Annotated in this window: 21 protein-coding genes; 15 read left to right on the forward strand and 6 right to left on the reverse strand. The window is 40.1% G+C overall.

Annotated features, from left to right (window positions below; all coding sequences use genetic code 11):
- Positions 1-31: 31 nt before the first annotated feature.
- Both OC25_RS09480 and OC25_RS09485 read left to right on the forward strand, forming a co-directional pair.
- Positions 32-910 (forward strand): TraB/GumN family protein, encoded by an 879-nt coding sequence (locus tag OC25_RS09480; RefSeq protein ID WP_039474866.1) that lies wholly within the window; start codon positions 32-34, stop codon positions 908-910.
- 80 nt (positions 911-990) lie between these two features.
- Complete coding sequence (locus OC25_RS09485) at positions 991-3,498, forward strand: M1 family metallopeptidase (protein ID WP_039474869.1); 2,508 nt, start codon at positions 991-993, stop codon at positions 3,496-3,498.
- 167 nt (positions 3,499-3,665) lie between these two features.
- On the opposite strand, the gene OC25_RS09490 is transcribed toward OC25_RS09485, so the two are convergent.
- Entirely contained in the window at positions 3,666-4,121 is a 456-nt protein-coding gene (locus tag OC25_RS09490; protein WP_039474872.1) for a nuclear transport factor 2 family protein, read from the reverse strand.
- Positions 4,122-4,370: 249 nt separating this feature from the next.
- Between OC25_RS09490 and OC25_RS09495 the strand changes: the two genes are divergently transcribed.
- The 7 genes from OC25_RS09495 (at position 4,371) to OC25_RS09525 (ending at position 10,414) form a co-directional block, all read left to right on the forward strand.
- Positions 4,371-5,774, forward strand: coding sequence for a tetratricopeptide repeat protein (locus OC25_RS09495; RefSeq protein ID WP_039474875.1), 1,404 nt, complete (start codon positions 4,371-4,373; stop codon positions 5,772-5,774).
- A 60-nt stretch (positions 5,775-5,834) separates the two neighbouring features.
- Positions 5,835-6,602 (forward strand): phosphosulfolactate synthase, encoded by a 768-nt coding sequence (locus OC25_RS09500; RefSeq protein ID WP_039474878.1) that lies wholly within the window; start codon positions 5,835-5,837, stop codon positions 6,600-6,602.
- A gap of 76 nt (positions 6,603-6,678) precedes the next feature.
- Positions 6,679-7,422 carry a shikimate dehydrogenase family protein gene (locus OC25_RS09505; RefSeq protein ID WP_039474957.1) on the forward strand — a complete coding sequence of 248 codons (744 nt, stop codon included), beginning with the start codon at positions 6,679-6,681 and terminating at the stop codon, positions 7,420-7,422.
- Positions 7,423-7,468: 46 nt separating this feature from the next.
- Complete coding sequence (gldD, locus tag OC25_RS09510) at positions 7,469-8,056, forward strand: gliding motility lipoprotein GldD (RefSeq protein WP_039474880.1); 588 nt, start codon at positions 7,469-7,471, stop codon at positions 8,054-8,056.
- Positions 8,057-8,063: 7 nt separating this feature from the next.
- Positions 8,064-8,702: an MBL fold metallo-hydrolase gene (locus OC25_RS09515; protein ID WP_039474882.1), complete on the forward strand. Its 639-nt coding sequence runs from the start codon at positions 8,064-8,066 to the stop codon at positions 8,700-8,702.
- Positions 8,703-8,796: 94 nt separating this feature from the next.
- Positions 8,797-10,029 carry an ABC transporter permease gene (locus tag OC25_RS09520; RefSeq protein WP_039474884.1) on the forward strand — a complete coding sequence of 411 codons (1,233 nt, stop codon included), beginning with the start codon at positions 8,797-8,799 and terminating at the stop codon, positions 10,027-10,029.
- Position 10,030: 1 nt separating this feature from the next.
- A complete protein-coding gene (locus tag OC25_RS09525) occupies positions 10,031-10,414 on the forward strand; it encodes a hypothetical protein (protein ID WP_039474886.1) in 384 nt (127 codons plus the stop codon).
- A 461-nt stretch (positions 10,415-10,875) separates the two neighbouring features.
- Here OC25_RS09525 and OC25_RS09530 read toward each other — a convergent pair whose 3' ends face one another.
- The 3 genes from OC25_RS09530 to OC25_RS09540 all read right to left on the reverse strand — a co-directional run bounded on the left by OC25_RS09530 (position 10,876) and on the right by OC25_RS09540 (position 15,548).
- The gene (locus OC25_RS09530) at positions 10,876-12,543 is read right to left on the reverse strand and encodes a sodium/sugar symporter (RefSeq protein ID WP_039474888.1); all 1,668 of its coding nucleotides are present in this window, start codon (positions 12,541-12,543) and stop codon (positions 10,876-10,878) included.
- 125 nt (positions 12,544-12,668) lie between these two features.
- Entirely contained in the window at positions 12,669-14,000 is a 1,332-nt protein-coding gene (gene xylA / locus OC25_RS09535; RefSeq protein ID WP_039474890.1) for a xylose isomerase, read from the reverse strand.
- Between the two features lie 63 nt (positions 14,001-14,063).
- A complete protein-coding gene (locus OC25_RS09540; RefSeq protein ID WP_039474892.1) occupies positions 14,064-15,548 on the reverse strand; it encodes a xylulokinase in 1,485 nt (494 codons plus the stop codon).
- Between the two features lie 170 nt (positions 15,549-15,718).
- Here OC25_RS09540 and OC25_RS09545 point away from each other — a divergent pair, with 170 nt between their 5' ends.
- From OC25_RS09545 to OC25_RS09565, 5 genes are all read left to right on the forward strand, one after another.
- Positions 15,719-16,054, forward strand: a complete 336-nt coding sequence (locus OC25_RS09545; protein WP_039474896.1) for a tRNA-binding protein — start codon at positions 15,719-15,721, stop codon at positions 16,052-16,054.
- Positions 16,055-16,296: 242 nt separating this feature from the next.
- Positions 16,297-16,764, forward strand: coding sequence for a nucleoside deaminase (locus OC25_RS09550; RefSeq protein WP_052266091.1), 468 nt, complete (start codon positions 16,297-16,299; stop codon positions 16,762-16,764).
- A 261-nt stretch (positions 16,765-17,025) separates the two neighbouring features.
- Positions 17,026-17,634 (forward strand): superoxide dismutase, encoded by a 609-nt coding sequence (locus OC25_RS09555; RefSeq protein WP_039474900.1) that lies wholly within the window; start codon positions 17,026-17,028, stop codon positions 17,632-17,634.
- A gap of 95 nt (positions 17,635-17,729) precedes the next feature.
- Complete coding sequence (locus OC25_RS09560; RefSeq protein WP_039474963.1) at positions 17,730-18,182, forward strand: hypothetical protein; 453 nt, start codon at positions 17,730-17,732, stop codon at positions 18,180-18,182.
- A 43-nt stretch (positions 18,183-18,225) separates the two neighbouring features.
- A complete protein-coding gene (locus OC25_RS09565; protein ID WP_039474902.1) occupies positions 18,226-18,456 on the forward strand; it encodes a hypothetical protein in 231 nt (76 codons plus the stop codon).
- On the opposite strand, the gene OC25_RS09570 is transcribed toward OC25_RS09565, so the two are convergent.
- Positions 18,453-19,385: a hydrogen peroxide-inducible genes activator gene (locus OC25_RS09570; protein ID WP_039474904.1), complete on the reverse strand. Its 933-nt coding sequence runs from the start codon at positions 19,383-19,385 to the stop codon at positions 18,453-18,455. The two genes, OC25_RS09565 and OC25_RS09570, sit on opposite strands and share 4 nt — an antisense overlap.
- A 223-nt stretch (positions 19,386-19,608) precedes the next feature.
- Here OC25_RS09570 and OC25_RS09575 point away from each other — a divergent pair, with 223 nt between their 5' ends.
- On the forward strand, positions 19,609-20,736 hold the full coding sequence (locus OC25_RS09575) for a glycoside hydrolase family 130 protein (protein ID WP_039474906.1): 1,128 nt from the start codon (positions 19,609-19,611) through the stop codon (positions 20,734-20,736).
- Between the two features lie 55 nt (positions 20,737-20,791).
- Here OC25_RS09575 and fcl read toward each other — a convergent pair whose 3' ends face one another.
- Positions 20,792-21,718 (reverse strand): GDP-L-fucose synthase, encoded by a 927-nt coding sequence (gene fcl / locus OC25_RS09580; protein ID WP_039474908.1) that lies wholly within the window; start codon positions 21,716-21,718, stop codon positions 20,792-20,794.
- Between the last annotated feature and the right edge of the window lie 37 nt (positions 21,719-21,755).

A 21,755-nucleotide genomic window follows, 5' to 3' on the forward strand; every position in this document is an offset into this window, starting at 1 on the left:
TTGCCCTGATTTTACTAAAAACGACTACTCAATGAAAAACTTTAAACTATTACTCATCGCCATTTTAGGTTTTGGGCTCAGCCTTAACGCACAAACCAAAAAGGCAACCAATACACTCTTGTGGGAAATTTCTGGCAAAGGAATACAAAAACCATCCTATTTGTTTGGAACGCACCATTTTACAAGCAGAAAATTTGCCGATACCATGCGGGTTTTGCAACAAAAACTGAAATCGGTTGATGGTGTAGTGGGCGAGATTGTAATGGATAGCACAGTGCAAATGCGAATGGCACCCTTTTTAACCATGAAAAACAATACACTCGATAGTTTATTTACACCCGCAGAATACAAAGAGATTGACGATTACATTAAAGCTAAAAATCCGAAAGTTAATTTAAAACAATTGAATCGGTTTAAGCCCGCTATGGTTGGCGTGCTACTGATGCTGCTGGATAACCCGGAGATAAAAGATATGACCGATGGGATAGATGATAGCTTTCAGCAATATGCTAAAAGCAATGCGAAATCGATACATGGTTTGGAAACCGCCGAATATCAGGGTGCGCTGTTATTTGACGGCGATCTGGAAAAACAGAAAAAAGCCTTGCTTAAATCAGTTCGGGAATCGGATAAGAATAAACTTAAAATAAAAGAATTAACCGCCTATTACCTGGCTCAGGATATCGATAAATTAACCGATTTTTTTAAAACACAGGATGAAGAAACCAAAGAGTTTATGACCGAAATGCTCAAAAACCGCAATCAACGCTGGCTCGATCAACTCCCTGCTTTAATGGAAAAAGAATCGTTGTTTATAGCCGTTGGTGCTGGTCATTTGGTGGGCGATGAAGGTTTGATAAAAGGCTTGCAGGCTAAAGGTTACACCTTAAAACCAATATCAACCAATTAGGCATAATGTAAAATTAGCTGGTAATTACCACAATTCTTAATACCTTGCCATCAAGATACTGACTTATAAAAAACTTAAAAATGAATAAAAGATTTATTGCCTGTGGGCTAATGCTGGCTGCTGTTTTTGCGGCCAATCCGCTTTTCGCACAGGAACAAGCTGCTGAAAAAGCTAACCTGAGCGTTTATCGCGTAACTGCAACCAAGGTTAACGATCTGGTACATACCAAACTCGATGTTTCTTTTGATTATGCCAAACGCTACCTCTACGGTAAAGCATGGATAACTTTAAAACCTCATTTTTACGCTACCGACTCGCTAACACTTGATGCGCAAGGCATGGACATTAAAACCGTTGCACTGGTTGGTATAAAAGGGAATATTCCGCTTAAATACACCTACAACGATAATAAGTTGTACATCAACTTAAATAAAAAGTATACCAACGCTGAAAAATATACCGTGTATATTGCTTATACAGCTAAACCCGATGAGTTAAAGGTGAAAGGCAGTGCGGCCATAACCGATGCCAAAGGATTGTATTTTATTAATCCGGATGGTAGCGATAAAAACAAACCAACGCAAATCTGGACGCAAGGTGAAACCGAATCTTCTTCAGCCTGGTTTCCAACCATCGATAAACCTGATCAGAAAACAACACAGGAAATTTCGATGACGGTAAAATCGAAATACACCACTCTGTCAAATGGAAAACTGGTTAGTCAGAAGCCAAATACCGATGGTACCAGAACCGATACCTGGAAAATGGATTTGCCACACTCGCCATACTTGTTTATGATGGCTGTGGGTGAGTTCAAAATTACCAAAGACAGTTATAAAGGCAAAGAGGTGAGCTATTACCTGGAACCTAAATATGCGCCTTACGCGAAACAGATTTTTGGTAAAACACCTGATATGATTCAGTTTTACAGCAATTTGCTTGGCGTAGATTATCCATGGAACAAATATTCGCAGGTGGTGGGCCGCGATTACGTTTCTGGAGCAATGGAGAATACTACTGCAACTTTACATGGCGAACACGTACAAAAAACTGACCGTGAGCTGCTAGATGGAAATGAAGAAGGAACCATTGCACATGAGCTTTTTCACCAATGGTTTGGCGATTATGTAACGGCCGAATCGTGGTCTAATTTAACGATGAACGAATCTTTTGCCACCTTCGGCGAAGTGATCTGGCACGGGCACGACGCCGGTCAGGATGCTGAAGATAAATCGCGCTACGAAAAACTGCAATCTTACCTGGGCTCAACTAAAAATGGCGAAAGTCCGGTGTTAGCTCGTTTCCATTACAACGATAAAGAAGATATGTTCGATAATGTAAGCTATGCCAAAGGCTCTATTATTCTTTATGCGTTGAAAAATCAGATGGGCGATGCTGCTTTTTACAAATCGCTTAACCGTTACTTAACTACCAATGCTTTTAAGAACGGCGAAACACATCAGTTACGTTTAGCCATGGAAGACGTAACCGGCAAAGACTGGAGCCCTTATTTTAATCAGTGGTATTATAACGGTGGCCACCCCATTTTAAGCATTGATTATGGTTATGAAAATGGTAAAGCAACCATTAAGGTTAAACAAACGCAGGATGCCAGCGTACAAACTTTTACCCTGCCGGTTAAAGTAGATATTTATGCCGGTGGACAAAAAATCAGAAAAGAAATCCTGATTAACAGCCGCGAGCAGAATTTTAGCTTCGATGTAAGTACCAAGCCTGATCTGATCGATTTTGATGCAGATAAAATTGTGGTAGGTGAAACCAACGACAATAAAACAGCCGAAAACTATTACTTCCAGTATAAAAATGCGCCGAGTTATGCCAACAGGATCGAAGCCCTGCAGTTTATTATGCAAAGCAAAGCCAGCAGCGGTCAGCAGGTACTGTTAGCCGGATTGAAAGATAAATCGGCCGATTTACGTGCGCTGAGCATTGATGGTCTGAACCTGGAAGATGCCCAGATTAAAGCTGCGGCCCTGCCAATTCTGCTGCAATTGGCTAAAAGCGATAAAGATACCGAAGTGAGATCGGCAGCGATAAGCAAGCTTGCCGAAACAGGCGATCAAGCCTATAAAGCATTAATGAACGAAAGTTTAAAAGACCGCTCGTACAAGGTAATTGCTGCCGGACTTGGAGGTTTGGCTAAATTGGCTCCTCAGGAAGGTTCTGCAGCATTATTGGCCCTTGATTCAGATACTAAGGATCACATTGCAGGTTCGGTTGCAACTTTATACATCAGCGATCCCAAAGATGAGCATCAGGCTTTTTACGAGAATGTTATGGCTACTGGCGACAGAAATAAGATTTTTGCTACCATTGGTCAGTATTTCCAGTATTTAAGAGCTAACACTAATCCGGTGGTTACCGAAAAAGGAATCAAAAATATTAGCGATGCAATTGAAAGATTAAAACTGCAGGCTTATTTAAACAAACAATTGGCAGGTGCATACACCGCAACTGTGCAGGCTAAGCAAAAACAGGCTGCTGCAGCCACCGGTACCGCTAAAGAGAACCTGAACAAGCAGGCAGATTTGTTTAAAAAAGGAGCCGCCGATTTAGGCAAAGAATAAACATCGTGAGAAGTCGTCATTGCGAGAAGGCTTTTTCAGCCGACGAAGCAATCTTACAACGGTCGGTTTAACCCTATAGTAGTAAGATTGCTTCGTCGTACCTCCTCGCAATGACGTTTTTGTGTAAGATATTGATTTTCAATGAAATATTTTAAAATTGAACACCCTTAATTACAGCCGTCTTTTCTTCTCGTATCAATAATATAAACAATCTGCCAGCCCTTATCGCCTTTTACCAGCTGAAAGGAATTTACGCCGCAGTGGCTGAATTTATCGCCCAGATAAAATTTATAATCTGTCCAAACCAATGCCAGTGGTCCGTCTATTAATATTTTGCTAAACACAATCCGCTCGTCATATTGGTCTTTATGAGGTGTGCCAATTAACTTGATAAAATTGTCAACCGACTCGTTGCGCACACTTACTTTCCCTTCTTTATTCACAATGGTTTGCATAACTGCGCCAGTTGCAAAGGCACTGCGCGCTACCGTGCTGTCGCCGGTTTTCATGCCGGTAAAAAGATTGTTTACTGCTTTTTTAATGGCGCTTTCTTCATCGTTTTGTGCAAAGGCCTGTAAGCCAAAGCAGACCAAAAACAGGGCAAATATGACTGTTCCTTTCATGACTTCTTCATTACGTTTGTGTCATAAATTTATAGTATTTTTGTGAAAGAAGGGAAAAGGAACCGCGATGTTGCAAAAATCTATTGATTATCCACACATCTTAATCACAGTTAATAAGCTTTATATTCAGCTATTTACGTCGTTTTAAATAGCAGATGTTAATAATTATTTTAAAAACGGATAATTAAAAGTAGTAAAATTATAATGTGTTTTCCTGCTAATTGGCACGGTTCTTTAATAGTATAATATATGGAAGAAGAATTCTTTTTTGAATCCAACGAAGACGCACAACGCTCAGTAGAACGTTACGAAGAAATGCTCCGCAACCAGGACCAATATTTCTTCGATGCAGGCGCTTTTGAATACATTGTAGATTTCTACATTGAGAAAAATGATCCGGTCAAAGCTTTGCAGGTAGTTGATTTTGCAATCAGTCAACACCCCTACGCAACTGTTTTCTTAATTAAACAGGCTCATCTGTACATTTTAACCAACAACCACGAACAGGCTTTTATTGCTTTGCAAAAGGCCGAATTACTGGAACCATCAGAACCGGATATTTATTTGCTTCGTGGTAATATTTTTCAGAATACCGAGCGCTTTGACGAAGCTTTAGAGAATTATGAAAAAGCTTTGGGCCTGGCCGAAAGCACCGACGAGATTTTACTGCAAATGGCCTACGTTTACCAGAGCATGTCTGATTACGAAAATGCCATTACCTACATTAAGCTCAGTTTAGAGCAGAATATGGAAAACCAGGATGGTTTATACGAACTGGCTTTCTGTTATGATGTATTAGACAAGCAGGAAGAAAGCATTAAGTTTTATCAGCAGTATATCGATACCGATCCGTATTCTTATGCAGCCTGGTACAACCTGGGCAACAGTTTCCATAAGATAAATCTTTTCGAAAAGGCAATTGATGCTTACGATTATGCCATTCTGATTAAAGAAGATTTCAGTTCGGCTTATTTTAACAAAGGCAATGCGCTGGTACAGTTAGATAAGTATAACGAAGCTATAGAGGTTTATAAACAAACTTTTGAGTACGAACCACCCAATGCCGATACCTATTGTGCCATTGGCGAATGTTACGAAAAGCTCGAGAAGATGGACGAAGCCCGTTCTTATTATAAAAAATCGGTAAAAATGGATCCTAAAATGGCTGATGCCTGGTTTGGGATTGGCGTTACGCTGAATTTTGAAGAACGTTATTTCGAATCACTTCATTTTTATAAAAAAGCGATCGATTTAGAGGCCGAAAATGCCGATTTCTGGTTTGCACTGGCCGATGCCTACTACAAACTGAACCAGATTGACGAATCAATAGAGGCTTACGAGAAAGTTTTGGAATTTAACCCGCTTGATATTGAAGCCTGGTTAGATTTTAGTACCGTATTGTATGAGCAGGGTAAACTGTTGGAAGCATCAGAAACCATGGCTGAGGCGATTAAAAATAATCCTGAAGCTGCAGAACTGTATTACCGCATGGTGGCTTATCTTTTTGCCCTTGGCAGTTATGCCGATGCATTGGGATATTTGGAAACTGCTTTAACAACTGACCCCGAAAAGCATTACATTTTATTCGAATATTTGCCACAATTACAAGATAATAGTGCCATTTTGAACGTAATAAACCGATATATCAGGTAACGACCTTGTGAGAAAAATTTAACAAATAAATCTGAAAATTTTTTTCACTTTTGTAGGCATATGAATTATCCATTATTAAACGTTCCCGAACGTCCAGCTAAACCACGCCAAAAAGGCTTAACAATGGTTATGGATAAGGGATTAAGCCTGCGCCAGGTTGAAGATTTTATTGATGTGGCAGGTGTACATACAGATATCGTAAAATTGGGTTGGGCTACCTCACACGTAACACCAAACCTTAAAGAAAAGTTAGCTTTATACAAAAGTGCAGGTATTCCGACTTATTTTGGCGGAACCCTATTTGAAGCCTTTATTATCCGTAACCAGTTTTCAGATTACCAGCGCGTACTTGATCAGTACGGAATGGAATATGCAGAAGTATCGGATGGTTCGGTAGATATTGAACACGATAAAAAGTGCGCTTTTATCAGCGAACTGGCCAAACAGGTTACTGTAATTTCGGAAGTTGGCAGTAAAGATGCTGCTAAAATATTTGCACCATACAAGTGGATTAAACTGATGCAGGCCGAAATCGAAGCCGGCTCGTGGAAAGTTATTGCCGAAGCACGCGAAGGTGGTAATGTGGGTATTTACCGCGGAAGCGGTGAGGTACGCGAAGGATTGGTAGATGAAATCCTGACCCAGATACCCGAAGAAACCATTATTTGGGAAGCACCCCAAAAAGAGCAGCAGGTTTGGTTTATAAAACTCATTGGAGCCAATGTAAACCTGGGTAATATTGCCCCTGCCGAAGTTATTCCTTTAGAAACCATTCGTTTGGGTTTAAGGGGCGATACCTTCGATCATTTCTTAAACTTAGGGAAATAATATAAAATTTCTGCATTGCGAAGCGTTGCTTACCCTATTGGGGAAGTACTGCTTCGCAATGAATGTATATATGCTTATGAAAACTTACGGCCTGATTGGTTATCCGCTCTCTCACTCTTTCTCTAAAAAATATTTTACCGAAAAGTTTATAAATGAAGGCATTGCCGATCATCAATACGAGCTTTTTCCAATTGAAGATATTAAAGCGCTGCCCGATTTACTGAACGATAACCCATCGTTGCAGGGATTAAATGTAACCATTCCGCATAAAGTAAATGTACTTTGCTATTTAAACGAGGTAGATGAAGCTGCCGATAAAATTGGTGCGGTAAACTGCATTTCGATTAAAAACTTTGAAGGGAAAAACTATTTAAAAGGTTATAATACCGATGCTTATGGTTTTGAATCTTCGTTAAGCCCCTTATTAGAGCCACAACATACCAAAGCCCTGGTTTTTGGCGATGGTGGTGCGGCTAAAGCGGTAAAGTATATTTTAGAAAAGCTGAATATCGAATATCAGGTAGTGGTGCGTAAGGCAACTGAAGGAGCCATTTTATATGCAGATATTACTCCTGAAATTTTGGCTTCGAATAAATTATTAATCAATACCACACCATTGGGCATGTCGCCAAATGTAGATACCTTTCCGGATATCGATTATAGTTTGGTTGGACCTGAACATTTGGCTTACGACCTGGTCTATAATCCGCTCGAAACTGCATTTCTGGTTAAAGCTGCAGCTGGTGGTGCAAAAACTAAAAACGGACTTGAAATGTTGCATCAGCAGGCCGAAAAAGCCTGGGCCATCTGGAATAAATAATTTGGCCTATCTTTATCCTGTTAACCATTAAGCAATCTCCTGAGGAATGAAACTAAAACAGCTGATTTTTTTACCCTTTGCACTGCTTTTATGTATAACAGCCTGCCAAAACCACGATTATAGTCCTAAGCCTAAAGCTTACTTCAGGATTGAGTTCCCCAAAAAAGAATATAAACCCTTCATAGCGCCGGTACCGTTTGCTTTTGAGTACCCGGTGTATGCAAGCATCGAGCAGGATAAAAGCCGCGATGCCCAAAAAGATTGGTATAACCTGCACTTTAAGCAATTTAACGGTTATTTGCACTTAACTTATTACGATGTGTCTGGTAAGAACGAGTACAATGAAATGGTAGAAGATGCCAGAAAGCTCGCTTTTAAACACACCATTAAGGCAAGCGCTATAGATCAGAAACTCATTAACTATCCCGATCATAAGGTATATGGAATTTATTATGCCATTGAAGGGAATACCGCCTCATCTGTGCAATTTTTTTTAACCGACAGTGTTAAGCACTATTTCAGGGGGGCATTATATTTTAACGAACGTCCGCAATACGACTCGATTGCGCCCGTTATCAATTTCATTAAAAAAGATATTGATAAATTGATTTCCACCTTTAGATGGAAAAACTAAAAACCATATGATTACAGTAAAAACTTTAACTTTTAACGCGTACAGCGAAAATACATACGTTTTATATGATGAGACCGGGGAATGCGTAATTATCGATCCTGGGATGTACGAAGGCCATGAGCAGAATGAACTGGTTTCGTTTATCAAAGAAAATAATCTTAAACCTGTTTTGTTGCTGAATACGCATTGCCATTTAGACCACGTTTTTGGCAACAAGTTTGTTTTCGATACTTATGGCCTAAAGCCGCAGTTTAACAAAGGCGAATTGCCGATATTACAGGCCGTGCCTGGCTATGCGCCGCAAATGGGCTTCAGCCATTACGAACTTTCGCCAGAACCCGATACTTTTTTGCCCGAAACCGGAACCATCAGTTTTGGTAACAGTACATTGAGCTTAATTTTTGCACCGGGTCATTCGCCTGCTCATTTGTGCTTTTACAGTGCAGCGGATCATATTTTAATGGGTGGCGATGTGCTTTTTTATGGCAGTATTGGCCGTACCGATTTGCCCGGTGGTAACCATCAGCAATTAATTCAAAACATTACCGATAAACTTTTTGTCTTACCAGATGAAACTAAGGTTTATCCTGGCCACGGACCAGCAACCAGTATAGGTTTCGAAAAGCAGCATAACCCGTTTTTTTAGTATTGGCTATTTTTTGTAAAGTATTTAATTGTAACGGTATACAACCTTATGCCTTCTTCCATTAAACCTTTAACCTTTTATTATCTTTACCGCAGTGAACACATCTTTCTATATCGCCAAAAGGTACCTTTTTGCCAAAAAGTCTACCAATGCCATCAACCTGATTTCGGGTATTTCGATGGTGGGTGTAATGGTGGGTAGTGCTGCATTAATTATTATTTTGTCGGTTTTTAACGGCTTGGAAACGGTGGTATTGAGTATGTTCGATACCATTACCCCGCAAATAGCCATTACCCCGGCTAAGGGTAAAACTTTCGATCCAAATACAACCTATTTTAATCAGTTAAGGCAAAACAAGGCTGTATATGCTTTTACTGAAGTGTTGCAAGAAAATGCCTTGTTAAAATACAACAATAAACAGGCTGTTGGCGTGGTTAAGGGAGTAAGTTTCGATTATTTAAAAAATGGCAAGCTCGATAGTACGATAAAAGAAGGTCGTTTTGTATTGCACAACAGCAGTGGTGCAAGTGCCGTTATGGGTTCTGCTTTACAGAGTTATCTGGCTGTTAATACTGTCGATCCCTTTACCGAGCTGGAAATTTATTCACCCAAAAAGGATATTTCCGTAAGCAATATCAATCCGGCCGACGATTTTATATCAAAAAGCATCCGGGTAAGTGGTGTTTTTGAAGTGCAGCAGGATTTCGATAATGGTATTATTGTTCCGCTCGATTTTGCCCGTGAGCTGCTGGGCGAAGATAAAAAAGTCTCTGCAATTGAGATTAACCTGCAGCCGGGTACTGATGTAGACCGCTTTCAAAAGGAAGTAATTGAAAAAGCCGGGAAAGATTATGAAGTCAGGAACCAGGCAGAGCAGAATAAATCGCTCTACCACATCCTAAACACCGAAAAATGGGCGGTATATATTATTCTTACTTTTATCCTGATTATTGCTATATTTAATATCATAGGGTCGTTAACCATGCTGGTGATAGATAAGGTAAAAGATGTGGCTATTTTGAGTAGCTTAGGTGCCGGGAAAAAGTTAATAAAACGTATATTTTTATTCGAAGGGATGATGATTACCATGTCGGGTTGTGTACTTGGCTTAATAATCGGAATTATTTTCTACTATTTCCAACACACCTATGGCTTTATAAAAATGGGCGAAGAGAATAAAACGCTGGTAAATGCTTATCCCATAGGATTAAAATGGAAAGATTTTGTTTTAGTTTTTGTTACTGTAGGCATCTTCTCATTTTTGGCATCTGCTTTGTCGTCCAATTTAAGTGTTAAAAAGATCGATCAAATAAATCAAACCATATAAGATGAAATTATTTAAGCAAGCTTTTGTATTTGTTGTGCTCCTTGGCGTAGCGGTTACCGCTTGTAATAGAAATGATAAAGCCGAGGGAGAGAATAGTAACCTGAAAACGGTTAAGGGTTTGTATAGTTTTGGTCCGGAAATGAAATCATTTACGCTTTGCGAAGATGGTCGTGAGTACTGGGTTAAAGACAGTGTAAAAACACTCGAACTGTCTTACAGTAACCTGGGTTTCGAAAAGCCTTATGAGCCTGTATACGTAGAACTGGAAGGTTTTTTTGCCAAATCAGATACTGCAAGCGTTTCGGCTGATTTTGACTCGACATTGGTGGTTACCAAGGTGTTAAAAATCAGCAAGGAAATTCCTGATGGGCCTTGTGCACAATAATTAAAATATCCCTTTCAAACGCACTGGTTCGTGTCTGCACGAACCATATACACATGCATTAATCTATCAGTTGGGAGCCTCACCGACCGAAATAAGATACTAACCAGGATAATAGCCAGACTGATTTATTTGGAGCGCAATGGCCAGTTTTTATCGGTCGCCGCAGTCCTGCTTTACGCTAATCTGATGCTGGTTTACTCCTTTAGTGATAAAGCATCAGAATCGCTGCATCCGATAGCTATCGGATCAGGGCTATTTTTGAGCGGTTTGTGCTGCTATAAATACTAGCCCTGCAATTATCTTGGTTCGTGTCTGCACGAACCATTCCGGTTAACCCATCGGCTGGTGTTTTCACCTGCCGAAATATTGGCTAAGCTGGTTGGTGCAGACACCAACCAGGACGCAAACAAAAAAGGCTCACAATTTCATTGCGAGCCTTTTGCATATTCTTGATTTTAATTTTACCAGAAGATCGAGTAAAGTGCAACTAAGATTCCGCACACTAACAACGATCCAACAGCAAATGAAGGGTGGACTTTAAACATACTCGTATCTACTTCTAAACCATGTGACTTGTCGCCTTTGCTGTTCTCGAACATACTAATGGCGTACATTACCACAATACAGATTACAAATACAAAGCCCATTCTATCTAAGAAAGGTATTTCGTAAATTCCTTGTGCATTGGCTACCGAGAAGCCGAAATCATGCAGGAAAGAAAGATCCATCATGCCTGGTAAGAATTTTAACAGTACAGATAAACCGAAACCACCAATGGTAGCAAATAATGCTGCATTCGAAGTTGTTTTTTTCCAGAAGAAACCTAAAATAAACATGGCAAAAATACCAGGGCTTACAAAACCTGTATACTCCTGAATAAATTCGAAACCACCTTTTTTATCAATACCTAAGAATGGTGAAATGGCGATTGCGATACCCATTGCGACAATTACTACCCAACGACCGGTTCTTACCAGTTTAAGCTCATTGGCTTCGGTATTAATGTGTTTTTTAAAGATATCTAAGGTAAAGATAGTAGAGATACTGTTGATTTTACCAGCTAAAGAAGCCACAATTGCCGCAGTTAAGGCCGCAAATGATAATCCTTTTAGTCCTGTAGGTAAGATATTCAATAAAGTAGGGTAAGCCCTGTCCGGACGAAGTTCGCCGCCTGGCATCATCGAATTTACATCAATACCAGTTTTTTCCTGATACAACATGTAAACTGCAATACCAGGTAAAACCACGATTAAAGGCATTAAAAGCTTTAAGAAGGCGGCAAATAAAATACCTGCCCTTGCTGTTTTTAAATCGGCACCTAAAGCACGCTGGGTGATGTACTGGTTACAACCCCAATAGTTTAAGTTTACAATCCACATACCACCAAGCAATACCGTCATACCAGGTAATGAAGCATAATTGGCACTATCTTTTTTGAAAATCATGTGGAAGTGATCAGGTGCTTTTTCTCTTAAGAATGCTAAGCCATCCAATACTCCTTTACCACCAAAGTGATCGCTCACTAAGTTAAGGGCAAGATAGGTTGTGGCTAAACCACCGAAAATTAAGAATGCTACCTGGATTACATCGGTATAACCAATTACTTTCATACCGCCTAATGCGATAATTACAGCAAAAATGGCTAAGCCCATCATACAATACCAGAAACCAATGCCCGAAATACTGCTTACGGCCAGTGCACCTAAATATAGGATTGAGGTTAAGTTAACAACAACATATAATAACAACCAAAACACTGCCATAATCATGGCTACAGTACCATTGTAACGTTGACTCAGAAATTGCGGCATGGTGTAAATCTTATTTTTAAGATATACCGGAATGAAAAATGTAGCCACAATTACCAGGGTAGCAGCCGCCATCCATTCGTAAGTAGAAATAGCTAATCCCATTTTAAATCCGTCACCACTCATGGCTACAAATTGCTCAGCACTAATGTTCGAAGCAATTAATGAGGTACCAATTGCCCACCAGGTAAGTGAACCTTCTGCAAGGAAATAATCCTTACTGCTCATCTGAGTTTGCTTCTTACGATGGTAAATCCAAAAACCATAAATTGCTACTATGGCAAAGTAGGCTAGAAAAATAATGTAATCTGTGACTTTCATTTAAGATAAGTTATTTGGTTTAGAAGGCTAAATGTAGTAAAATCATTAGTTAAATATCAAATTTTTTTGTTATAAAATGTTAAATTGACATTTATTATTTTGTAACCTAATCTTTTAGCCTGCAATTAGATGTATCTGTTAATTAAATTTTCCAGATACTCTTGTTTACCACTGCGTACTTCCGGTTCGCCGTTTTCTGCTGCATAATTTCTTAAATCTTCTAAACTTAGTTTACCCTGCTCAAACTCGGCGCCCTTGCCACCATCGAACGAAGCATAACGATCAGTCCTTGTTTTTTTGTAATCAGATTGCTGTAAAATGGCATCGGCAGTAACCAACGCTCTGGCAAAAATATCCATGCCACCTACATGTGCATAAAATAAATCTTTTGGATCGGTAGAATTACGGCGGATCTTGGCATCGAAGTTTACACCTCCTCCTTGCAAGCCGCCACCCTCTAAAATAATCAGCATTGTTTCTGTCAGTTCATTAATATCATTCGGAAACTGATCGGTATCCCAGCCGTTCTGGTAATCGCCACGATTGGCATCAATTGAACCTAATAACCCGTTATCTACAGCAACCTGCAGTTCGTGCTGGAAAGTATGTCCGGCAAGGGTTGCATGGTTAACCTCCAGGTTTAATTTAAAGTCGTTTAACAAGTCGTATTGCTGTAAAAAGCCCCTCACTGTAGCAGCATCGTAATCATACTGGTGTTTAGATGGTTCGCATGGCTTAGGCTCGATAAAGAAAGTGCCTTTAAAGCCTTGTTTACGTGCATAATCTTTAGCCGTATGTAAAAATCTGGCCAAATGCTCCTGCTCGCGTTTCATATTGGTATTGAGCAAACTCATATAACCTTCTCTGCCACCCCAGAAAACATAATTTTCACCTCCAAGTGCAATGGTAGCATCAAGTGCAGCTTTAACCTGCGCCGCGCCGTGTGCCAGTACATGAAAATCAGGATTGGTAGCTGCACCGTTCATGTAGCGTTTATGGCTAAATAAATTGGCTGTTCCCCAAAGTAACTTTACACCGCTTTCGGCTTGTTTTTGTTTGGCATAGGCCACCAAGGTTTCAAGCCTGCGCTCATTTTCGGCAATATCGTCGGTATAATCTACCACATCCACATCGTGGAAACAGTAGTACGGAATCTGCATTTTGGTAATAAATTCGAAAGCCGCATCCATTTTATCTTTTGCTCTTTCTATGGCATCTTTCTTTTCATCCCACGGGAAAATATGTGTTGCACCGCCAAAAGGATCGGCGCCATTGCCATTAAAAGAATGCCAGTATGCACAGGCAAATTTAAAATGCTCTTTCATGGTTTTGCCTGCCACTACTTTATTGGCATCGTACCACCTAAATGCTAATGGGTTATCGCTTGTTAAGCCCTCGAATTGAATCTGATCAATGCCTTTGAAAAATTCCTTGGCTCCTGTTACTGCTTTTGTCATGGTGTTTTTTTATTGCTGGTTTTTTGTTGATAGTCAGTCAGGCTATTAACGATTAACCATTGTCTATTTCCTGTTAATTTGTTTTACTAATATGTTTTTCCAATCCTGATAAATTGGTTCGTATGCTTCGCTGTTTTGTGGCTGTAAGGTTTTAATTGGTGCATGTTGTTTAAAAGCTTCTTCAGCACTGCTGAAAATGCCGGCACCAATGCCTGCTCCTAAGGCTGCACCAACACTGCCATCGTTTTCGTAAAGCTCTACCGGAATACCTGTTACATCGACAAAGGTTTGGGCAAAAACATCACTTAAAAAAAGATTAGCGCGGCCAGCCCTGATTACCTGCGGCCTCATGCCGTTCTCTCTCATAATGTCTAAACCATAACGAAAAGAAAAGGCTATGCCTTCCTGTACAGCCCTGAAAATATCTGCCTGGGTGTGCATATTTAGGTCGATACCCAATAATTGGGCGCCGGTATATTGATTGTTTAGCATACGTTCGGCTCCGTTGCCAAAAGCAAGCACTTTTAAACCGTTGCTGCCAATTGGTGCGGTAGCGGCCAGATTGTTTAATGCTGCGTAGGTTGATTGTGGCGCAAAAGTGTGTTTTGCCCACCTGTACATGCTACCGGTACCATTAATGCAAAGTAAAACCCCGGTATGTTTTTGTGCTTCGGTATAGGTTACGTGTGCAAAGGTGTTTACTCTCGATTGTTTATCGCAGGTCAAATCATCGCTCACGCCATAAATAACACCCGATGTACCGGCAGTTGCGGCCACTTCGCCAGGTTTTAACACATTTAAAGATAATGCGTTGTTGGGCTGGTCGCCAGATTTGTAGGCCACCAGAATGCTCTGGCTTAGGCCAAGTTGGTTGGCAATATCTGCTTTTAAAACCCCGTGACTCGAGAATAGCGGCTTTATTTCTGGTATCAGATTATTGCTCAGGCCATAATAATTCATGACATCTTTCGAGATTTCGTGCTGTTCAAAATCCCAAAAAATACCTTCAGAAAGGGCAGAGATACTGGTGGTAATGGCTCCGGTTAATTTCATCGCAATAAAATCGCCAGGGAGCATAATTTTATCAATCTGAGCATAAATTTCCGGTTCGTTAGCCTTTACCCAGGCCAGCTTTGAAGCGGTAAAATTACCCGGTGAGTTAAGTAAGTGTTTTAATGATTTTTCCTGACCAATGCTTTCAAAGGCCTGGTTACCCAGTTCAACGGCCCTGCTATCGCACCAGATGATGCTGTCGCTCAGTACATTTTGATCTTTATCTACCACCACCAGGCCATGCATCTGGTAGGCAATACCAATGGCACTGATATCTTTCGGGTTGAACAAGCCGGTTGCATTTAATTTTAAAATAGCCTGCTGTACATTTTGCCACCATTCGTTGGGCGATTGTTCTGCCCAGCCTGGTTTTAATGATTTGATTGGGGTTTCTTCTTCGGGGTATTGAGCTGTAGCTATATTTTTTTGTGTTGCAAATTCTACAAGCGCAACTTTTATAGATGAGGTACCTAAATCAATCCCTAATAAATACATGGTTTTTGGCTAATTTTATATTTGGTTTATGCAAACGGTTGCATAAAGATAGCTGATAAAATATAAAACGCAAATTTTTTATAAAATCCCGGTGCTGTATGCTTAGTGAATGATTAAAGATTTTCGCCGGAATTTATATTTTTGTTTTTTTACACATTTAGAATTACGTTATGCAAGAGATTAGCTGGGATGATTTCGAAAAAGTTGAATTAAGGGTTGGTACCATTTTAGAAGCTTTCGAATTTCCGGAAGCACGCAGGCCCGCTTATAAAGTTAAGGTCGATTTTGGTGAGTTTGGGATTAAAATGAGCAGTGCACAAATTACCAAACACTATACATTGGCCGAGCTACCCGGCAGACAGATTGTAGCAGTAACGAATTTTCCTAAAAAACAAATCGGAAAATTTATGTCAGAGTTTTTGGTTACCGGCTTTGCCGATGAAAACGGGGATATTGTGCTTACAGCTGTAGAGCGCAAAGTGCCGAATGGCAGTAAGCTTATTTAGCCTGGAAGAGCTGAAGCTTATTGTTCTTCCTGAGCACAGGCTTTTGTTTGCTAGCCCTGATTGAAGTGAAAGCCCGTAAACGAGGAACGAGTGCGGACTTGAAACGAAAAGCAGGACCGAACTTAGTGGTTTGCACTGCAGTTGCGCTTCAAAAATAAATAAACTTGCTTTTGAAATATTGTTCACATCCTAACCTTCGAAACGGCGGAAGTCTTTACGCATTATAACCCTATCTTTGCCGCATGAGTTTTTATAATTTCGAAGATACCGATCCCGAAGCAGAAGATATTCATTACATGAAACTGGCCATAGAGGAAGCTAAAAAAGCTTTGGCTGATGATGAGATTCCTATAGGGGCGATTGTGGTGAGTAAAAACCGGATTATTGGTCGCGGTTATAATTTAACCGAGCGATTTAACGATGTTACTGCCCATGCCGAAATGCAGGCTTTTACTTCTGCAGCACAAACCATAGGCGGTAAGTATTTAAAAGATTGTACACTTTATGTAACCATCGAGCCTTGTGTAATGTGCGCCGGTGCGAGTTACTGGACACAGATTGGCCGCATTGTTTATGGTGCCCGGGAAGAGAAAAGAGGCTTTATTTCTAAAGGAGCAAATTTGTTACATCCTAAAACGGTATTGAAAGGTGGCGTAATGGCAGAAGAATGTGCGGCCCTAATGAAAGGGTTCTTTGCGAAAAAGAGATAGTTTATGGTTAATAGCCGATAGTTAATGGTGAGAAGGCCAATTGATGACATCAACTAGACCAATCTGACTATCAACTACGAACCATCAACTATTAACCATTTTTTGCGCTATTGAAATGACTGTTATTGTATTGATTATTAAAACTTTTAAGCAATACTGATATAGAGAAAACCATTTGATGATAATAACATGAACAAATCTTAACGTTCTAATGTTATATTTGCTACAAGAAACATTTTTAAATCTTAAACATAAAACATTATGGCTTTTGAATTACCTGCGTTACACTACGCAACCGATGCATTAGAACCGCATATTGATAAAACTACCATGGAAATCCACCATGATAAACACCACCAGGCTTATGTTACCAACCTAAACAAAGCTTTAGAAGGTAAACCTGAAGCAACTGCTAAAATTGAAGACGTTGTAAAAAATATTTCAAAATTCCCTGCTGCTGTTAGAAACAATGGTGGTGGTCACTATAACCACTCTTTATTCTGGAATATTTTAGGCCCAAATAAAGGTGGCGAGCCAACTGGCGATTTAGCTAAAGCGATTAACGAAACTTTCGGTTCGTTTGCAGAGCTTAAAACTAAATTACAGGAAGCTGGCGCAACCCGTTTTGGTTCAGGTTGGGCCTGGTTATCAGTAGGTGCTGATAAAAAACTTCAGGTTTCTTCTACTCCAAACCAGGATAATCCTTTAATGGATATTGCTGAAGTAAAAGGTACACCAATTTTAGGTATTGATGTTTGGGAGCACGCTTACTACTTAAAATATCAAAACAAACGTCCTGATTACTTAGCTGCAATCTGGAACGTGATTAACTGGGATGCAGTTGCTGAGCTTTACAAAAAAGCATTGTAATTAAAACCCAATAAAATTTTAGAAAGTCCTGGCATAAACCGGGACTTTCTTGTTTTAAGATAATTAAGTAACTTCGCAGATATTAAATGTTTAACATGAAAAGGCTTGTAATTTTATTTGTAATTCTGGTTGGTGTAAACGGTTTGGTGCGTGCGCAACAGAATAAGATGCCCACCCCTACAGAAATCGCCCAAAAGAATGTAGATGAGCTGGATAAAAGGTTAAAACTAAATGGAACACAAAAAAGTGTGATTTACAGTTTTACCTATAACCAGGCTAAAGAACAAGCCGAGTTAATTAAAAGACAACAGGCCGGTAACTCGAAAGAAGAAGATGTAGATAAGTTCTATAAACTTCAGAACGAGACCAGCAAAAATATCCGCAATGTTTTAAGACCTGAGCAACAGCTTGAATATGATAAGGTTATTGAGGAGCGTTTAAGCGGAAAAAGCCAGAAAAACAAGAAAAAGAAAAAAGGCGAGGAAGAGGTTGAGAGCGATATTAAAGGATTGCTGTCTGCACCACCGGTTGAAAAGCAAAACCAATAAGGCTTAGCTTTCCTTTTTTTCAATCGCTCATTAATTTGAACAGATGCCAGAAATACTCGTTGGCGCGGTAGTACTGGGGCTATTGTTGTCGCCACAGTTATTGGCAGGATTCCTGGCCAAAAGAACCGGCCGTAAATTCTGGTTCTGGTTTTTTATCTCTTTTTTAATTCCCGTTATTTCATTGTTTATCCTCATCTTTTTAGAAGATAAAAACCCGGATACAGCAGGCTATAAGCTGGCTGATCATGTAGGCAAGGAAGGGGAATTAAGCTAAATCCCAACAATATCCTTTTTCTTTTTTTGCTTCATGGCCTTCGGTATAATGGCTAAAATTTCTTCTTTTAAAGCATTCAGCATCCGCTTTTTAATGAAATTTTTATGTGTAACCAAACTGATTTCGCGTACGGGTTCGGGTGATTTGAAGTGACGTATTTTACTGGTTTGTTTCGCGTTAAGTTCGGCAATGGCCAGTTCTGGTAGTAAAGTAGCCCCACCATTTAAATCAACCATGCGTACCAGCGTTTCTACACTCCCAGTATTATATTCCAGTCCTTGCAACCTATTGTTTTTGGTAGAACGGCAAATGTTTAGTACCTGATTACGCATGCAATGCCCTTCGTTGAGCAGCCAGATGTTTTCGTCGTTTAAATCTTCGGCATCTACAGCTTTCTTTTTATACAGTTTGCTGCTTTTACTGATATAGCTAACAAAATTTTCGTAGTACAACGGTGCTTCGGTAATGTTTGGGTCGGTTAAGGGAGTAGCTAAAATGCCACAATCTAATACACCAGTTTTAAGGTGATGGATAATATCTTCGGTGGTATATTCCCAGATAAGCAATTTGAGCTCTGGATATTTCTCCAGCATGCCTGAAATTACTTCCGGCAATAAATAGGGTGCAATAGTAGGGATTACGCCTATTTTTAGCTCGCCTAGCACATCCTGCTGTTGACTGCTGATCAGCTCTTTAATTTTTCCACTTTCCTGTAAAACAATTCTGGCTTGTGCAATAATCTGTACGCCGATTTCGGTAGGGCTCACGGGCTGCTTACTCCTGTCGAAGATTTTAACGTTGAGCAATTCTTCCAGCTTTTGTACCTGCATACTGAGTGTGGGTTGGGTTACAAAACACTTATCGGCAGCGGTAACAAAGCTTCTGTAAGTATCTACGGCAACCACATATTCGAGCTGAACTAAAGTCATATAGCTAAAATTTATTTATAATATCAAATATATCAATTTTAACTATAATAAAAAATGATTGAAGTTAGGAAGGAAAGCGTGATTGAATTTGGAATGAGTTGAGCCAGGAAATTCTCTTTAAAAATGAGACGTTTAGACAAAAAGTTGAATAGTATATTTCGATGCGATTGATTTAATTAGGAGTAATCTAACCATTACCCGCTTTATTAGGTATTTTAGCTTTATGAACAAAAACGCGTTACGCTTATTCCTGCTTGTATTTTTTCTTCCGCTGGCCTTTGCAGCCAATGCCCAGGGTCAGTTGCCCGAATGGGCACTGGGGCCATTTGTACGGCCGGAGCATGTTAATCCCATTATTTCGCCAAATACCGAAAGTGTTTTCTTCGACCCAATGAGCAAACAAAAAATTGCCTGGGAGGCGAACGATGTATTTAATCCCGCGGCAGCTGTAAACAAAAATAAAATATATGTGCTTTACCGGAGCGAAGACCGATCGGGAGTAGGCATTGGCAAGCGTACCTCTAGAATAGGCCTTGCCGAAAGTAGTGATGGTATTAAAATGAATCGGAATCCGGAGCCTGTGCTGTACCCTGATGAAGATAGCCAGAAAGCATATGAATGGCCGGGTGGTTGCGAAGACCCCCGAATTGCGGCTACTGAAGAAGGATTGTACGTAATGCTCTATACCCAATGGAACCGGAATATTTTCCGCCTGGCTGTGGCCACCTCCAAAGATTTGAAACACTGGACCAAACACGGTGCTGCCTTTAGTAAGGCCTATAATGGTAAATTTCAGGATCTCAAATGCAAATCTGGTTCTATTGTAACCAAAGTAGAAAATGGTAAACAGGTAATTGCCAAAATAAACGGCAGGTACATGATGTATTGGGGCGAACGTTTCATGAATATTGCCACCTCAGAGGATCTCATTAACTGGGAGCCGGCTTTAAACGCAAAAGGTGATTTGGATTTAATTGTGAAACCCCGGAAAAAATACTTTGATAGCGATTTGACAGAGTGCGGTCCGCCGGCAATTGTTACCGACAAAGGCATTTTAGTTTTATATAATGGAAAGAACAGAGGGGATGCTGAAAGGGATACCAATTACGTGGCCAATACTTATTCGGCCGGGCAGGTGTTATTCGATCTTAAAAATCCTTCGAAAGTAATAGAGAGGCTTGATGAGCCATTTTTTGTGCCTACTGCACCTTTCGAAAAGAGCGGGCAATATCCTTCGGGTACAGTTTTTATCGAAGGACTGGTTTATTTCAAAAAGAAATGGTTTTTATATTATGGCTGTGCCGATAGCCGGGTGGCTGTAGCCATTTATGATCCTGCTACCAAAAAATAGGCTTTAAATAAAAAGTGCGCGGTGTAAAATACTGCGCACTATTGTTAAATTTATTTTAGTACCGGCTTTCAAAATCCTGATAAGCCAGGGCAATACCTTCTTTAAGCTCAATTTTATGTTGCCAGCCCAGGTTATGGAGTTTACTTACATCCATTAACTTGCGCGGCGTGCCATCTGGTTTGCTGGCATCAAATACCAGTTCGCCTTCATAACCCAATACCTCTTTTATCAACAAAGCCAGGTCTTTAATGGTTAAATCATGACCGGTACCAATATTAATCAGGTTAGGTTCACTATAGTTTTGCATTAAGAAATAGCAGGCATCCGCCAAATCATCGGCAAATAAAAATTCGCGCATAGGTGTGCCCGAACCCCATACTACCACTTCTTTTTCATTGTTTGCCTTAGCTTCATGAACCTTACGGATTAAAGCCGGTAAAACGTGCGAATTTTGAGGGTGGTAGTTATCGTTATAACCATAAAGATTGGTGGGCATTACCGAAATGAAGTTACAGCCATATTGGTCGCGGTAAGCGTCGCACATTTTAATGCCCGCAATTTTGGCAATGGCATAAGGCTCGTTGGTATGTTCTAAAGTGCCGGTTAAAAGGTAATCTTCTTTTAAAGGCTGAGGAGCCATTTTAGGGTAAATACAACTCGAACCCAGAAACATTAATTTTTTAACGCCGTTTACATAAGCATTGTGGATGACATTATTCTGGATCGCCAGGTTTTCGTAAAGGAAATCGGCCCGGTAGGTGTTGTTGGCAACAATTCCGCCTACTTTAGCTGCTGCCAGAAATACATAGTCGGGTTTTTCTGCCGCGAAAAAATCGGTTACGGCCTGTTGGTTACGTAAATCCAGTTCAGCCGAAGTTCTGGTAATAATGTTGATATAGCCTTCTTTTTGCAGTTTGCGGTAAATGGCCGACCCTACCATACCCCTATGGCCTGCAACGTATATTTTAGCACTTTTTTCCAAAATCTATTTCTTTATAGCCTGCAAAAATACGATTGAT

The sequence above is a fragment of the Pedobacter kyungheensis genome (assembly GCF_000812965.1).
Classification (GTDB): Bacteria; Bacteroidota; Bacteroidia; order Sphingobacteriales; family Sphingobacteriaceae; genus Pedobacter; species Pedobacter kyungheensis.

Bases quoted from the DNA above. Each gene is read 5' to 3' on its own strand.
- OC25_RS09480 (WP_039474866.1), top strand. From the start codon at position 32: ATGAAAAACTTTAAACTATTACTCATCGCCATTTTAGGTTTTGGGCTC.
- OC25_RS09485 (WP_039474869.1), top strand. From the start codon at position 991: ATGAATAAAAGATTTATTGCCTGTGGGCTAATGCTGGCTGCTGTTTTT.
- OC25_RS09490 (WP_039474872.1), bottom strand. From the start codon at position 4,121: ATGAAAGGAACAGTCATATTTGCCCTGTTTTTGGTCTGCTTTGGCTTA.
- OC25_RS09495 (WP_039474875.1), top strand. From the start codon at position 4,371: ATGGAAGAAGAATTCTTTTTTGAATCCAACGAAGACGCACAACGCTCA.
- OC25_RS09500 (WP_039474878.1), top strand. From the start codon at position 5,835: ATGAATTATCCATTATTAAACGTTCCCGAACGTCCAGCTAAACCACGC.
- OC25_RS09505 (WP_039474957.1), top strand. From the start codon at position 6,679: ATGAAAACTTACGGCCTGATTGGTTATCCGCTCTCTCACTCTTTCTCT.
- gldD (WP_039474880.1), top strand. From the start codon at position 7,469: ATGAAACTAAAACAGCTGATTTTTTTACCCTTTGCACTGCTTTTATGT.
- OC25_RS09515 (WP_039474882.1), top strand. From the start codon at position 8,064: ATGATTACAGTAAAAACTTTAACTTTTAACGCGTACAGCGAAAATACA.
- OC25_RS09525 (WP_039474886.1), top strand. From the start codon at position 10,031: ATGAAATTATTTAAGCAAGCTTTTGTATTTGTTGTGCTCCTTGGCGTA.
- OC25_RS09530 (WP_039474888.1), bottom strand. From the start codon at position 12,543: ATGAAAGTCACAGATTACATTATTTTTCTAGCCTACTTTGCCATAGTA.
- xylA (WP_039474890.1), bottom strand. From the start codon at position 14,000: ATGACAAAAGCAGTAACAGGAGCCAAGGAATTTTTCAAAGGCATTGAT.
- OC25_RS09540 (WP_039474892.1), bottom strand. From the start codon at position 15,548: ATGTATTTATTAGGGATTGATTTAGGTACCTCATCTATAAAAGTTGCG.
- OC25_RS09545 (WP_039474896.1), top strand. From the start codon at position 15,719: ATGCAAGAGATTAGCTGGGATGATTTCGAAAAAGTTGAATTAAGGGTT.
- OC25_RS09550 (WP_052266091.1), top strand. From the start codon at position 16,297: ATGAGTTTTTATAATTTCGAAGATACCGATCCCGAAGCAGAAGATATT.
- OC25_RS09555 (WP_039474900.1), top strand. From the start codon at position 17,026: ATGGCTTTTGAATTACCTGCGTTACACTACGCAACCGATGCATTAGAA.
- OC25_RS09560 (WP_039474963.1), top strand. From the start codon at position 17,730: ATGAAAAGGCTTGTAATTTTATTTGTAATTCTGGTTGGTGTAAACGGT.
- OC25_RS09565 (WP_039474902.1), top strand. From the start codon at position 18,226: ATGCCAGAAATACTCGTTGGCGCGGTAGTACTGGGGCTATTGTTGTCG.
- OC25_RS09570 (WP_039474904.1), bottom strand. From the start codon at position 19,385: ATGACTTTAGTTCAGCTCGAATATGTGGTTGCCGTAGATACTTACAGA.
- OC25_RS09575 (WP_039474906.1), top strand. From the start codon at position 19,609: ATGAACAAAAACGCGTTACGCTTATTCCTGCTTGTATTTTTTCTTCCG.